Genomic DNA, 12,510 nt, shown 5'->3' on the forward strand with positions numbered 1-12,510 from the left:
AGGAGTTATGGCAAAAATAGATGTTAAGTGTAGATATTGTAACAACACAGAAGAAGTAATAAAGTCAGGATATTCAATTTCAAAACAACAGAGATATCAATGCAAGCGGTGTAATCGATATTTTCAATTGGAGTATATTAATAATGCATCTAAGCCTGGAGTTAAGGAGCAAATAGTAGAAATGTCAATCAACGGCTCTGGAGTTAGAGATACAGTAAGAGTATTAAAAGCGGGTATCAATACAGTTATCCGTGTTTTAAAAAAATCTAGTATTAAAAACAATAAATCATTCTATCAGTACAACAAAAGTAATTATTGCTCCTGAGATAGATGAACAATGGTCTTATGTACAGAATAAATCCAGACAACGATGGCTTTGGTATGCCTTGGATAAGATTTCGTTAAAAGTAGTTGCTTATACGTTTGGTACAAGATGTGATAGCACATTAGAATCATTACTGAAAAAACTAGAGAATTTCAAGGTGACTTTTTACTATACAGATGGATGGGGGAGTTATGCTAGGTTATTAGACCCTAAAAAGCATATTATCAGTAAAAAATACACTCAACGGATAGAACGAAGTAACTTGAACCTTAGAACGAGATGCAAGAGGCTTGCACGTAAGACAATCTGCTTTTCCAAGTCATTGGATATTCATGATAAGGTTATTGGTACTCTTATTGAACGTATAGCTTTTTAATAGGCGTAACTGCAATATGGAGGCATGACCAAAAAGCTGAAGCAGTGAAATGCCCTATTTGTAAATCTAGGCTAAAAGGGTTGTCATATTCATTTAAAAATTCAAGCATTTTTGTTTTTGTAACAATTTCTTCAGGATATGTGCTACTGTAATTTTGTAGTTTAATATGTAATTCATTCATAACGATAACTTTTTATGTATAGAGCTTCGATATTTAACTCAAATTTCTCTGCTAAGTCAAATAAAAATAATGTTATAAAATTACATTTTACCATGTTTCGTGGTAATTATTATTGACAATTAATTAATACTTAGTTATATATTATGCTTCTAAAATTTAATATTAATTAATAGATTTATATTTATGCTTAAAGAACTAATCAATGAAATAGTAAACGATAATACAAACCCTTGGTACGGTAAGCTTGCAGTAGTAGGAGCGTGTGCTGTTGGAATTTATGTAGTAATAATTGATCCACCTTTAAAAATTGCTATGGCATGTGCTGCCGGCATAATGGGAACATTAGCTGCAATTAAAGTAGGAGAAGCCTGTTATAATTATTATATGGAAACAAATACCCAAGAAGAAGGATTAATTGGAGAAGTAGAATATAATACTGAAATATAATAACAAAATATTTTTAACGAATTTAGAGGACAAACCGACTCTAAATTCGTATTCATTTACTATTCAAGCCGTTTTTTAGTCTAATTTTGACTTGTTTTAAAGAACGAGGTGTTGCGTCCGTAACTTCAATTTCAATATTTTCTGAAATATCTATTCTAGTATCGATAGCCGGAACACTACCGACTCTAGTCAATACGAGTCCTCCTATCGTATCAAACTCATCATCATCATTTTTTAGCTTTTCTCCTATTATTTCTTCAAGCACTTCTACTTCAACACGTGCATTTGAAATAATTGTTGAGTTATTAATAACCTTGAAATTATCACTATCTAATTGCTGATCATGCTCATCATCAATTCGTCCTACTATTTCTTCTATAAGATCTTCAATAGTAACTAAACCGTCAGTACCGCCATACTCATCAACAACTATTGCAATATGCGTTCTCTCACGACGCATTTTTGCTAGTAAATCTAATAATTTCATAGAAGGAGCTGCAATTATATGCTTACGTATAAGCTTTTTTAAACGACCGTTTTGCTTTGTAGCCAATGCTTTAAATAAATCCTTAATATGAATGAACCCTACTACATTGTCTAAAGTACCGTCATATATAAGAGTTCGTGTATGTGGAACTTCTAACTTAACAGACTCACTTAATTCTTCTAGATTCGTAGTTAATTTTATTGCCGCAATATCGGAACGCGGTACCATTATATCTTCAATAGTTTTATCTTCTAGCTCCAATAAATTAGCTAAAATATTACGCTCGTCTAAAGTCATTTTTTGGCTATTAATTTTAAGGCGTTTTATGACACCAAAAAAATTATCAGGCGTTTTTGTTTTTCTAAAAAAATTTTTTATCGGAGAGAATAATTTTCGTACAGTAAAAATTAACTTATTATTTTGATTTTTTTTACTAGAATCTTCTTTTTTTGAAGATTTTAACATAAATTTTTTTATTTAGTTAATAAGGGGAAGAAATACCGAAATATGATAATATTTCAATTTCTAGATTTTCCATAATATTTGCTTCTGTGTCATTTTGATGATCAAACCCAATTAAGTGTAAAATACTATGTATTAAAAGATGAATAAAATGATTCTCAAAATTTTTTTGCTGCTCGCACGATTCATTATATATTACCTCATAACAAAATGCTATATCACCTAAATGTAGGTAATCAGAGTCGTCTAAAAATTCAAGTTTAGAATATAAATCCTGCCAATTTAATTCGTTGCTTGGAAAAGAAAGAACGTTAGTAGCTTTTTCTATATTACGAAATTGTTTGTTTAAGGTCAATATTTCTGCAGTATTTGTTAGTAAAATTGATAATTCAAATTGTTTTATTTTACTAAAATTATCAAACCGCAATAAAACATTTTGAGTTATTTTTTTGATTAAACTCTTATTTATCTGCTTATGCTCACGCCATTTGTCGTAATTTTTTATGATTTCTACGTTTATCATTGTACTAAGTATTGAAAGAATCGTTATAGACTTAACTGTAACTTAAGAGCATATTCTAAAAGCTGCATATCTTCACTAGAGATAACGTTAATTTTAGATTTTAATCTTAATTTGCTTACTGTCATTATTTGATCAGTCATGGCTTTACCTTTTTTACCACCTATCATTATATAAGCTTCACAAGGATAGCATTTATCAATATTACTAGTTAAAGGTATTACTTGCACACGATTTAATGAAGCATTTGAGTAATTGTTGCTAACGATTATTGCCGGTCTTACTTTAGTTACTTCACCGCCTAACGAGGGATTAAAATCTACCCACCATACTTCACCTCTTTTCATAAAAATCGCTTTCTATTAATCCTTCTACCCATTCATTGGCTTGTTTTTCAGCTTTTGTATCTTTAGCCATAGCTTTGTAAGCAGCTCCCAATTCCTCATTAATTACATAAGGTTTTACAAGTTGTTCAATAAACTTACTAATTTTACGTTCACCTATTACAGAATAAAGCCTATAATAAACCTCTTCATCTATAGTAATTGTTAATTTCTTCTGCATAAAACCATCCTCATACACGTATATCACACGTATAGTATCATATATATAAAAATTAATCAATATTAGGATTATTTACTTTAGAGGCATTATCTAGAAAAGGTTAATATTGTCATGAGTTAAGCAACTAAAAGGAGGTAGCAATCTCAGGACTCTTGTACTACAGTATATTTCAGAAAGGTTCAGACAAGAGGAATTTAAATGCGAGCCTGCACAGCGTATAAAAACACGTGAACACAGGCGAGTCATGCAAAATTCACTTGTATAAAGCTTTCTGAAATATGCTATACTTGCTTTATGAGATTGCCACGTCAAGGCTTCGCCTTTCCTCGCAATGACGGCTCTAGTATCCATACAACAACACCCGTTAAGCCACTGTATGACGCTGTTGGTAATTCTCTTTTAATTTTTGAAAATCTTCATCGGCATGGTATGAAGAACGGGTTAGCGGACTTGCCGAAACCATCAAGAATCCCTTTGTTCTTGCTACTCGCTCTAGATATTTAAACTCTTCAGGAGTAACATATTTTGCGACCTCAGCATGATTTTTAGTAGGTTGCAGATACTGTCCTATGGTAAGGAAATCAACCTTTGCCTCTCTTAAATCATCCATAACCTGCACTACTTCACTTATTTCTTCTCCAAGACCTACCATCATACCGGATTTTGTAAAAATTTCAGGAGATAATTTTTTAATATTATGAAGTAAGCTTAAAGAATTATAATATCTAGCCCCTGGTCTAACCGTTTTGTATAAAGATGGTACTGTTTCAACATTATGGTTAAAGACGTCAGGCTTTGAATTAGCTATTATTTCAGCTGCTCCTTCTTTTCTTAAAAAATCAGGAGTTAGAATCTCAATAGTAGTATTTGGCGATGATTTTCTAATTTCGCTAATACACTCCGCAAAATGCGTAGCTCCTCCATCATCAAGATCATCACGATCGACGGAAGTAATTACTACATGCTTAAGATTTAGCTTTTGTACCGCCTCAGCAAGCCTTTGCGGCTCATGCGGGTCAAGTAAATCCGGTCTACCCGTTTTGACGTTACAAAACCTACAGGCTCTAGTACAAACCGAACCTAAAATCATCACGGTTGCATGTTTTTTCGACCAACACTCACCGATATTAGGACAAGCAGCTTCCTCGCACACAGTATTTAATCTCAGATTCTTTATTAAATCTTTTGTACTATAATATTCCGCAGAATTAGGAGCTTTTACTTTTATCCACTCAGGTCTTTTATTTAAATTATTCATATACTCCTGTGAAATGAATAGTTGATATACGAAGGTCAATTTCAAAAAGAGCTAGGAGTTCACAAGGCGAGGTGTGCGTATAATAATACGTGAGTATCGAAGCTCTTGTAGAACGACAACGCCAATTTTTGAAATTCACCGAGTATAAAACGGAAATAATTTAATTAGTTTTGTTACTTCATTTAATACTTTTTGTTCAGCTTTACTATTATCTTCATTATTTTTTAAGCCGTCTAAAATATCTGCTACCATATGACCGACTAATATAAAATCCTTTTCTTTAAAGCCTCTAGTAGTGCATGCGGGAGTACCAAGGCGAATACCTGAAGTGATGAAAGGTGAAGTTTCATCAAACGGGATAGCATTCTTATTACATGTAATCCCTGCTCTATCCAAAGAATTAGCAGCGAGCTTTCCGGTAATCCCGTCTTTACGCAAATCCACTAAAACAATATGATTATCGGTACCGCCTGTTAATATATCATATCCTCTTTCTTGCAAGCTACTTGCTAAAGCTTTAGCATTACTTATTACCTGCTTAATATAGCTTTTATATTCAGGCTGCAAATTTTCTAAAAAAGCTACTGCTTTTGCGGCGATTATATGCATTAACGGACCACCTTGTAGTCCTGGAAATAATGCAGAATTTATCTTTTTGCCTATCTCTTCGTCGTTAGATAAAATTAAACCGCCTCGCGGTCCTCGGAGCGTTTTGTGAGTGGTAGAGGTAACAACATGAGCATAAGGAATAGGGCTTTGATGCTCGCCTGTGGCAACAAGTCCTGCAATATGAGCAATATCTGCCATAAAGTAAGCTCCTACTTTATCCGCTATTTCTCTAAATCTTGCAAAATCAATATTACGAGGATAAGCAGAAAAACCGGCTATAAGTAATTTTGGTTTATGTAAAACTGCTAAGTGCTCAATCTCATCATAATCAATTAAATAAGTTTCTTTATCTACACTATATGAAACAGCGTTAAACCATTTACCGGACATATTCGGGGCTGCACCATGCGTTAGATGCCCACCGCTATCTAAGGACATACCAAGAATTGTATCGCCCGGCTGTAATAAAGCAAGATACACGGCTTGGTTTGCTTGTGAGCCTGAATGAGGTTGAACATTTGCGTATTTGCAATTAAATAATTTTTTTACTCGCTCTATAGCTAAATTCTCAGCTTTATCGACTTCCTCGCAGCCGTTATAAAAACGTTTGCCGGAATATCCTTCAGCATATTTATTAGTCAGAATTGATCCTTGAGCTTCAAGCACTGCAGGACTTACAAAATTCTCCGATGCAATAAGCTCGATTACACTACTTTGACGCAGCTTTTCATGCTTGATTATTTCATCAATTTCTTTATCCGTTTCGTGTAAGTGATTATTAAAAATATTCATTCATCCTCATATGGTTTTGGTTTTGTTGTGTGGATATCTAATCGTCATTGCGAGGAGCGGAGCGACGCGGCAATCTCATGAAATAATAACAAATTCCTGAGATTGCTTCGTCAAAACTTACAGTTTTTCCTCGCAATGACGGGAAGCCAATTCATGCAACAACGCTATTTATAAAACTAATCGCAATCTCAAGCCCCCGTCCGTCTATTGAATGAGCAAGAGAAGTTAATTTATGCCCACTATGTTCTATATGCAGCTTAGATAAGTAATTTGAAGCATTATACATCTCACTAACACCAACCACCTCATCTAATTCCCCATGAATCAAGCATATAGGGGTGAGTTTATTATTAACTTCCATAGGTGGAATTAATGCACCCGAAAAACCTATAGTACAAAAAAACGGTTCTTTTTGAATTAATGTTAAATATAACCCAATCATTGTACCTTGAGAAAAACCGATAATAATCGTATCTTTATTGGTAAGATTTAGCTCTTCCTGCTTTTGCTTTATTATGTCTTCAATCTTAGAAATATTATTCGCAATTAGCTTTGCTATGATATGTGGACTGCGATCTTGCAAACTAAACCATTGTCTACCGTAAGGCATCATATCGTAAGCCTCAATGCCGTGCGGTGAAATAAAATGACAATCGGGCAAATCATTTTTGATATAAGGGACTAATCCTATTAAATCGTGACCGTCTGACCCAAGACCGTGCAGTAATACTACTAGCTTCTTCGGCGGCTGCTCTTTACTTTCTACTTCAGGATATTCTAAATATTTGTTCATGGTTTTTTATAAAATTGTTATTTTTTCGTCATTGCGAACGAGCGGATGGCTCATTTATGTCATTCCTGCGTAGGCAGGAATCCAGTACTTAAAAGCTTTATTTGAAAAGCTCGATTTATCTCGCTTTATGCTGGATTCCCGCTTTTGCGGGAATGACATATAGTGACATCTCAACTCTTTAACATCTTCTCAAGCTCCCCGCTTTGATACAACTCCGTTGCAATATCACAACCGCCGACTAATTCCCCTTTAATGTATAATTGTGGGAATGTTGGCCAATCGCTAAATTTTTTTAAATCTTCACGAAATTCCGGATTAACAAATACATTAATATCACGAAACTCTACACCTAATTTATTCAAAATAGCTACTACTTTAGCAGAAAAACCGCACATTGGAGCTTCCTTAGTACCTTTCATGAACAGCACTACTTTATTATTTTTTATTTCATTTTCTATAAATTCAAAATTTTTATTTTCCGTCATTCAAAACCTGATATAAATATTATTCTCTAAAATATACTCTTCATAATACATCATGCAAGCACAAATAGTTAATAAAATTTTTGAGATTTTTAGCAAGAATAATCCAAATCCGAAAACCGAATTAATATATAAGAATGATTTTACCTTATTAGTAGCGGTAATATTATCTGCTCAAGCCACCGATATATCGGTAAATTTAGCGACTGAATCTTTATTTGAAACTTATGATACACCGGAAAAAATTTTAGAACTCGGCGAAGACGGGCTTAAAAAATATATAAAATCTATCGGACTATTTAACAGCAAAGCAAAAAATATTATCGCATTATGTAAAATATTGATAAGTAATTATCAAGCTTCAGTGCCGAATGATTTTAAGGAATTAATTAAACTGCCCGGTGTCGGCAGAAAAACTGCTAATGTTGTACTAAACTGCTTATTTGGTATGCCGACAATGGCGGTTGATACACATGTCTTTAGAGTAGCCAAAAGGATTGGACTTGCTAAAGGCAGTACTCCTGAAATAGTAGAAAAAGAGCTACTGCAAATTATTAATGAGAAATGGTTAACTCACGCCCATCACTGGCTAATTCTGCACGGTAGATATATTTGCAAAGCTAGAAAACCCGATTGCGACATCTGCCCTATTAAAGAGTATTGTGAGTATTATATTAATACATTTTCAAGTTGACAATTTCTTGCTTACTTTCTAATATCTAGGCTCAATTTTATAAAGGTAAATTTATGCGTTCAGCACTTATAACTTCTATATTAGTAGCTATAGCTTTCTTAACAAGTGCTTGTAATACAATGCAAGGTGCGGGTCAAGATATGCAAGCGGCAGGTAAAAAACTTGAAAATTCAGCAGAAAACAATAAACCTAAAAAAGGTTGCGGCTGTCCTCACAGTTCAACTAACTAAATTACTGTTTTTATAATAGGTCGTCTGCTATATCACAGACGACTTTTTACTTTCCTGCCTTATCGATTTCTACTTTTAGCTTCTCTATTTTCTCTGTAGTTAGCCCTGTAGAATCTGCTATTATATTTATATCTATATTTTTAAGTAACAAGTTTTTTGCTATTTCAATATTTCTTTTTTCTATACCTCTTTCTTCAGCCCTTTTAAAAGCACTCATTTCGATTCTAAGCCATTCTCTACGATTCTCATATTCTTCTCTTTCGGCATCACTTAAATTTATTACTTCAAGTATTGTTAATGCTTTTTTTAGCTCCTTATTATCTAGCTCTTTTGGTAAATTATCTTTATTTAATAAATCATTACGTGTTAAAAATGCTAGCCATATATCTAAAGCGTTTTTAACTTTTTTAACGACATCCGATAACTCTTCTTTAGGGTTCTTAGCAAATTTATTAAGCTCTATAGTATGTAACTCTGTATCTTTAAAATATATTAAACCGCTATTTTTTTCGGTTAACTGAAAGGCATTATGATAATTATCAGTATTCGTAATACTTATAAAATTAAGTATATTTATACCTATTGCTTTGCTTAATTCTGAGTAGCCGGCCCCTTCTCTTAGCTGCTGCGTATACATCTTTGCCCAATAATACAAAGCTCTTTTGTCGTAATCAGCTTCATCCGTCACTTGTATTTCAATATTAAATATTTTACCGCTTTCACTCTTGGCTTTAATATCAAGGATAGACAGCTTATCTGTCCAAAAATTCTTCGGGTTATATGGATTAAGCAGAGTTACTTCTGCAACCTGATCTTCTTTGCTTACTATCGAATTAATAAGCGAGATCAACAAATCCTTATTCTCTTCTACTCCAAAGATTTTTTTAAAGGCTAAATCGACTCTCGGATTAACTTTATACATATTATATTATTGAATGTTATTTTTTCTTTATTTTACCATATTCCGGTAAATATTCTACTGTAAATTTATATTAGGCTTCTTCGGAAACGAGGGTTTAGGGAGGAATTTGAAGGAGACACTTCACCTCGAACCGCAGCGTATATAAACATACGTGAGGATTCGAGTACCGGATCGACGTACAAATTAACCCTAGAAGTAGAGTTTCAGAAGAAGCCTATTAAGTTTTTTGATTATTCACTAATCTATATATTTCTTTCTTACTATAAACATCCTTGAATTTATCATAAGCAAGTTCGGTAGCGGTTTTGCTACTTAAGTTTTTACTTAAGCAAAGTTCTATAAATTTTTCTAAATTTTTTTGTTGGTTTTGTTCTTGTATATTTCCTGAAATCAACAATACTATCTCACCTTTTAAAATATTATTTTGATAGAACTTTATTATTTCATCTATATCCCCTGTTTTTATTTCCTGATACAGTTTAGTTAACTCACGAGCTACACATATTTCTCGATTTCCTAATATTTCCTTAGCTATCGATAAGGTGTTTATCAAACGAGGAGCGGTTTCAAAAAAAATCAATGTAGCCTTAAGATTTACTAGCTCAGAAAAAATCTTTTTCTTACTTTCTATAGTTTTAGGTAAAAACCCGTGAAATAAAAATCGATCAGTAGGAAGAGCCGATAAAGTTAGAGCAGTAATCGGTGCAGATACCCCTGGTACTACGTCTATATGACAATTAAGATTGCGTAAATCTCTAACTAACTTATAGCCAGGATCGGAAATTAAAGGAGTTCCTGCATCGGAAATTAAGCTTATTATATTGCCAGATTTTATTAAACTTATAATATTTTCTCTATCTTTCTCGTCACTATGATCATTATAAATTTGTAATTTTGTATGAATGTCATGTTTTGCTAGCAATTTTTGTGATATTCTAGTATCCTCGCATAAGATAATATCCGAATTTTTTAAAGTCGATATAGCACGAAGCGTTATATCTTCAAAATTACCGATCGGTGTTGAAACAATATATAATCCTGACTTCAAAATCATAATTTTTAAATTTTAAGTAATATTATGGCTAGTATAAAACATAAACTACGAATCGTTCTATCATTTTTTTGCTTGATATATTTAACGTCCTGTCAAACTCCTAAAGAAGAACCTATAAGTTTTCCTAAAAAAGAACAAAAAGAAATTGAGATTGCAATTTTAATGCCAAATCAGGGTCCTGATAGTATTGTCGGGAAACAATATAAAGATTTAATTAAAATGGGACTTAACGACGGGATTAAATCTTACATACATGTTACTTCTTACGACGGTTCAGATGAAAAAAACGTTTTAGCCGCTATGGATAAAATAGTAGCACGTAAAACTAAGATTATTTTAGGTCCTCTATATTCTAACTTTACCTCTCTAATAGCCGAAAAAGCAAAAGCTAATGATATTATTATTATAACTATGTCAAATAACCCGGCTCTTGCAGAAGATAAATTATTTGTATTCGGTCATGCACCTTTAAAACAACTGATACGCATCATCAATTATTACGCAAGTAACGACCATAAAGATTTTATGGCATTGTTACCTAAAGGGAAGCATTCCCAAACTATTAGCCAAGTAATGCAAAATATATTAATTCAGAAAAACGCAACATTATCACGCACCGAATTCTATGAGGATAATCCTGAATCTATAGCAAAAGCCGCAAGAAATATTTCGGACAATACCGATATTATAAATGAGCGTAACGATACAACAAAACCGGTTATTTATCTATCAGATGATCCAAAAAATTTAAACATACTTGCCGATAGCATTCGTAAATATAATTTAGATAAAAAAGCTATTTTAATCGGTGATAATCGTATTGATATCGATTACCCTGAAAATATCGATATTAGCTTTACCGGTTCTTTAAATTTACTCAATAGCAACGTTCCGGATAGAGCAAAAGACTTAGGTGTTAACCATATGGGCTTCATGCATCTTCTTTCTTATGATTTAGGACGTATGACTGCAAACTATATAGGCAATGAATTTGCATCTGAAAGGTTTTTAAATAGAATGAACAGTAGACAACCTTATATAGGTTTATCCGGTAATATTCATTTCATCGATGGAGTAGCACAGAGACGGTATGACATTATCAGGAAAGAGAATGGTGTATATTCTACTGTTTCAGGGAATTAGGGCATTGTTGTGTGGCGGAATCGTCATTGCGAGGAGCGAAGCGACGCGGCAATCTCGTCAAATGTCCTGAGATTGCCACGCTCCCTACAGTCGCTCGCAATGACGACTCGGGTATCCGCAGGAGAGTTACCTCGAATCAATTATTTATTTTTATCATTATCACTACCGTCGTCTTTCATGCCGTCTTTAAAAGCTTTAAGACCTTTGGCTAAATCGGACATAACTTGAGGTAATTTACCGGCACCGAATAATACAAAAATAATTAATAAAACTATTAATAAATGGCTAAAGCTCATTCCCATGATATTTTTGCTGTATAAGTTAAAATTTTATTATATAAGATATTATAGCTCTAATCTAGGATAAAATAATTAAAGAAATGTTTACTAAAAAACAATTTTCAGAATTTTTTGCTACTTTTTTTTATATCGGGAAAATAAAATACTGTCCAGGCACTTTTGGATCAATTGCCGCTTTCCCTCTAACTTACTTCTTAATATATTTTATTGTTAATAACAAAATAATCATTCCTTTCTCAAGTCTTACTCTCGGTGAAGCTCAACTTATCAGTATATTTATTATAAGTTTTAGCCTATGTTTGATACTCTTAATACTCGGCACTTATTTTACTAAAATATATTTAAATTATACAAATTCAGAAGACCCCAAAGAAGTGGTAATTGATGAAGTAGTAGGGCAAATGCTAACTATCGTTTTAGTATTTTTTTCTGCTTTATTTGCTAACGAATCGCATTTAATTAAATATTTTAGTCCGCTAACAATAAATATTATATTACTTTTCATATTACCTTTTTGTCTATTCCGATTTTTTGATATAGTAAAACCCTGGCCTATTAATTGGTTTGACAAAAATATTAAGGGCAGTATCGGCGTTATGCTTGATGATTTGCTAGCCGCAATATTTGCTGCGGTAACTCAATACGCAATTATATTTGTGTTAATAGATGTAACATAAGATTATCTTAGACTTGTTGCAAAATTAAACTTATAGAGAGGAATTTGAAGGAAACACGGAACGCAGCACCGCAGCGTACAAAAGCGTACGTGAGGATGCGAGTACCGGATTGACGCACAAATTACCTCTAGAAGTTAATTTTGCAACAAGTCTATTGACTAATTTCTAATATAATAATATGATACGACAAATATT

18 protein-coding genes and 2 pseudogenes are annotated in these 12,510 nt (G+C 32.9%); 8 read left to right on the plus strand and 12 right to left on the minus strand.

The window, feature by feature from the left end:
• Window positions 1-7 precede the first annotated feature (7 nt).
• A protein-coding gene (locus ACNFN7_RS02270) for an IS1 family transposase (RefSeq protein WP_485440658.1) occupies window positions 8-701 on the plus strand; the annotation gives its coding sequence in 2 pieces (ribosomal slippage) (window positions 8-294 and window positions 293-701; 696 coding nt in all).
• On the opposite strand, the gene ACNFN7_RS02275 is transcribed toward ACNFN7_RS02270, so the two are convergent.
• Window positions 679-882, minus strand: a complete 204-nt coding sequence (locus ACNFN7_RS02275) for a hypothetical protein (protein ID WP_485440659.1) — start codon at window positions 880-882, stop codon at window positions 679-681. The two genes, ACNFN7_RS02270 and ACNFN7_RS02275, sit on opposite strands and share 23 nt — an antisense overlap.
• Before the next feature lie 183 nt (window positions 883-1,065).
• On the opposite strand from ACNFN7_RS02275, the gene ACNFN7_RS02280 reads away from it, so the two are divergent.
• Entirely contained in the window at window positions 1,066-1,329 is a 264-nt protein-coding gene (locus ACNFN7_RS02280) for a hypothetical protein (protein WP_485440660.1), read from the plus strand.
• 52 nt (window positions 1,330-1,381) lie between these two features.
• Here ACNFN7_RS02280 and tlyC read toward each other — a convergent pair whose 3' ends face one another.
• The 4 genes from tlyC to ACNFN7_RS02300 are packed head-to-tail and all read right to left on the minus strand — an operon-like array spanning window position 1,382 to window position 3,362.
• Window positions 1,382-2,281, minus strand: a complete 900-nt coding sequence (gene tlyC / locus ACNFN7_RS02285) for a hemolysin C (protein WP_485440661.1) — start codon at window positions 2,279-2,281, stop codon at window positions 1,382-1,384.
• A gap of 16 nt (window positions 2,282-2,297) precedes the next feature.
• Entirely contained in the window at window positions 2,298-2,801 is a 504-nt protein-coding gene (gene ybeY / locus ACNFN7_RS02290; RefSeq protein ID WP_485440662.1) for an rRNA maturation RNase YbeY, read from the minus strand.
• A 23-nt stretch (window positions 2,802-2,824) separates the two neighbouring features.
• Window positions 2,825-3,145 (minus strand): type II toxin-antitoxin system PemK/MazF family toxin, encoded by a 321-nt coding sequence (locus tag ACNFN7_RS02295; RefSeq protein WP_485440663.1) that lies wholly within the window; start codon window positions 3,143-3,145, stop codon window positions 2,825-2,827.
• Entirely contained in the window at window positions 3,132-3,362 is a 231-nt protein-coding gene (locus tag ACNFN7_RS02300) for a hypothetical protein (RefSeq protein ID WP_485440664.1), read from the minus strand. The genes ACNFN7_RS02295 and ACNFN7_RS02300 overlap by 14 nt, the downstream gene beginning before the upstream one ends.
• Window positions 3,363-3,528: 166 nt before the next feature.
• Here ACNFN7_RS02300 and ACNFN7_RS02305 point away from each other — a divergent pair.
• Window positions 3,529-3,624: pseudogene (locus tag ACNFN7_RS02305) on the plus strand (palindromic element RPE3 domain-containing protein); the annotation flags it as partial.
• A 102-nt stretch (window positions 3,625-3,726) separates the two neighbouring features.
• Here the strand turns inward: ACNFN7_RS02305 and lipA are convergent.
• The 4 genes from lipA to grxD form a co-directional block, all read right to left on the minus strand.
• The gene (gene lipA / locus ACNFN7_RS02310; protein ID WP_485440665.1) at window positions 3,727-4,620 is read right to left on the minus strand and encodes a lipoyl synthase; all 894 of its coding nucleotides are present in this window, start codon (window positions 4,618-4,620) and stop codon (window positions 3,727-3,729) included.
• A 135-nt stretch (window positions 4,621-4,755) separates the two neighbouring features.
• Window positions 4,756-6,021 carry a serine hydroxymethyltransferase gene (gene glyA / locus ACNFN7_RS02315; protein WP_485440666.1) on the minus strand — a complete coding sequence of 422 codons (1,266 nt, stop codon included), beginning with the start codon at window positions 6,019-6,021 and terminating at the stop codon, window positions 4,756-4,758.
• Window positions 6,022-6,172: 151 nt separating this feature from the next.
• Entirely contained in the window at window positions 6,173-6,814 is a 642-nt protein-coding gene (locus ACNFN7_RS02320; RefSeq protein ID WP_485440667.1) for an alpha/beta hydrolase family protein, read from the minus strand.
• A 170-nt stretch (window positions 6,815-6,984) separates the two neighbouring features.
• Entirely contained in the window at window positions 6,985-7,299 is a 315-nt protein-coding gene (gene grxD / locus ACNFN7_RS02325; RefSeq protein WP_485440668.1) for a Grx4 family monothiol glutaredoxin, read from the minus strand.
• Between the two features lie 52 nt (window positions 7,300-7,351).
• Between grxD and nth the strand changes: the two genes are divergently transcribed.
• Both nth and ACNFN7_RS02335 read left to right on the plus strand, forming a co-directional pair.
• Window positions 7,352-7,990: an endonuclease III gene (gene nth / locus ACNFN7_RS02330; protein ID WP_485440669.1), complete on the plus strand. Its 639-nt coding sequence runs from the start codon at window positions 7,352-7,354 to the stop codon at window positions 7,988-7,990.
• 53 nt (window positions 7,991-8,043) lie between these two features.
• Complete coding sequence (locus ACNFN7_RS02335; RefSeq protein WP_485440670.1) at window positions 8,044-8,220, plus strand: entericidin A/B family lipoprotein; 177 nt, start codon at window positions 8,044-8,046, stop codon at window positions 8,218-8,220.
• 46 nt (window positions 8,221-8,266) lie between these two features.
• On the opposite strand, the gene ACNFN7_RS02340 is transcribed toward ACNFN7_RS02335, so the two are convergent.
• Together ACNFN7_RS02340 and rsmI are read right to left on the minus strand one after the other, a co-directional pair.
• Window positions 8,267-9,142: an Rpn family recombination-promoting nuclease/putative transposase gene (locus ACNFN7_RS02340; protein ID WP_485440671.1), complete on the minus strand. Its 876-nt coding sequence runs from the start codon at window positions 9,140-9,142 to the stop codon at window positions 8,267-8,269.
• 217 nt (window positions 9,143-9,359) lie between these two features.
• Window positions 9,360-10,196: a 16S rRNA (cytidine(1402)-2'-O)-methyltransferase gene (rsmI, locus tag ACNFN7_RS02345; protein WP_485440672.1), complete on the minus strand. Its 837-nt coding sequence runs from the start codon at window positions 10,194-10,196 to the stop codon at window positions 9,360-9,362.
• Window positions 10,197-10,220: 24 nt separating this feature from the next.
• Here rsmI and ACNFN7_RS02350 point away from each other — a divergent pair, with 24 nt between their 5' ends.
• The gene (locus ACNFN7_RS02350; RefSeq protein WP_485440673.1) at window positions 10,221-11,339 is read left to right on the plus strand and encodes a penicillin-binding protein activator; all 1,119 of its coding nucleotides are present in this window, start codon (window positions 10,221-10,223) and stop codon (window positions 11,337-11,339) included.
• A gap of 140 nt (window positions 11,340-11,479) precedes the next feature.
• Here ACNFN7_RS02350 and tatA read toward each other — a convergent pair whose 3' ends face one another.
• Window positions 11,480-11,641 carry a twin-arginine translocase TatA gene (gene tatA, locus ACNFN7_RS02355; protein ID WP_004997483.1) on the minus strand — a complete coding sequence of 54 codons (162 nt, stop codon included), beginning with the start codon at window positions 11,639-11,641 and terminating at the stop codon, window positions 11,480-11,482.
• 77 nt (window positions 11,642-11,718) lie between these two features.
• On the opposite strand from tatA, the gene ACNFN7_RS02360 reads away from it, so the two are divergent.
• Together ACNFN7_RS02360 and ACNFN7_RS02365 are read left to right on the plus strand one after the other, a co-directional pair.
• Window positions 11,719-12,315 (plus strand): phosphatidylglycerophosphatase A family protein, encoded by a 597-nt coding sequence (locus ACNFN7_RS02360; protein ID WP_485440674.1) that lies wholly within the window; start codon window positions 11,719-11,721, stop codon window positions 12,313-12,315.
• Between the two features lies 1 nt (window position 12,316).
• Window positions 12,317-12,484 (plus strand): annotated as a pseudogene (locus ACNFN7_RS02365) (palindromic element RPE1 domain-containing protein).
• Window positions 12,485-12,510 lie beyond the last annotated feature (26 nt).

The organism is Rickettsia sp. MAE-05, from assembly GCF_057319745.1.

Bases quoted from the DNA above. Each gene is read 5' to 3' on its own strand.
- ACNFN7_RS02275 (WP_485440659.1), bottom strand. From the start codon at position 882: ATGAATGAATTACATATTAAACTACAAAATTACAGTAGCACATATCCT.
- ACNFN7_RS02280 (WP_485440660.1), top strand. From the start codon at position 1,066: ATGCTTAAAGAACTAATCAATGAAATAGTAAACGATAATACAAACCCT.
- tlyC (WP_485440661.1), bottom strand. From the start codon at position 2,281: ATGTTAAAATCTTCAAAAAAAGAAGATTCTAGTAAAAAAAATCAAAAT.
- ybeY (WP_485440662.1), bottom strand. From the start codon at position 2,801: ATGATAAACGTAGAAATCATAAAAAATTACGACAAATGGCGTGAGCAT.
- ACNFN7_RS02295 (WP_485440663.1), bottom strand. From the start codon at position 3,145: ATGAAAAGAGGTGAAGTATGGTGGGTAGATTTTAATCCCTCGTTAGGC.
- ACNFN7_RS02300 (WP_485440664.1), bottom strand. From the start codon at position 3,362: ATGCAGAAGAAATTAACAATTACTATAGATGAAGAGGTTTATTATAGG.
- lipA (WP_485440665.1), bottom strand. From the start codon at position 4,620: ATGAATAATTTAAATAAAAGACCTGAGTGGATAAAAGTAAAAGCTCCT.
- glyA (WP_485440666.1), bottom strand. From the start codon at position 6,021: ATGAATATTTTTAATAATCACTTACACGAAACGGATAAAGAAATTGAT.
- ACNFN7_RS02320 (WP_485440667.1), bottom strand. From the start codon at position 6,814: ATGAACAAATATTTAGAATATCCTGAAGTAGAAAGTAAAGAGCAGCCG.
- grxD (WP_485440668.1), bottom strand. From the start codon at position 7,299: ATGACGGAAAATAAAAATTTTGAATTTATAGAAAATGAAATAAAAAAT.
- nth (WP_485440669.1), top strand. From the start codon at position 7,352: ATGCAAGCACAAATAGTTAATAAAATTTTTGAGATTTTTAGCAAGAAT.
- ACNFN7_RS02335 (WP_485440670.1), top strand. From the start codon at position 8,044: ATGCGTTCAGCACTTATAACTTCTATATTAGTAGCTATAGCTTTCTTA.
- ACNFN7_RS02340 (WP_485440671.1), bottom strand. From the start codon at position 9,142: ATGTATAAAGTTAATCCGAGAGTCGATTTAGCCTTTAAAAAAATCTTT.
- rsmI (WP_485440672.1), bottom strand. From the start codon at position 10,196: ATGATTTTGAAGTCAGGATTATATATTGTTTCAACACCGATCGGTAAT.
- ACNFN7_RS02350 (WP_485440673.1), top strand. From the start codon at position 10,221: ATGGCTAGTATAAAACATAAACTACGAATCGTTCTATCATTTTTTTGC.
- tatA (WP_004997483.1), bottom strand. From the start codon at position 11,641: ATGGGAATGAGCTTTAGCCATTTATTAATAGTTTTATTAATTATTTTT.
- ACNFN7_RS02360 (WP_485440674.1), top strand. From the start codon at position 11,719: ATGTTTACTAAAAAACAATTTTCAGAATTTTTTGCTACTTTTTTTTAT.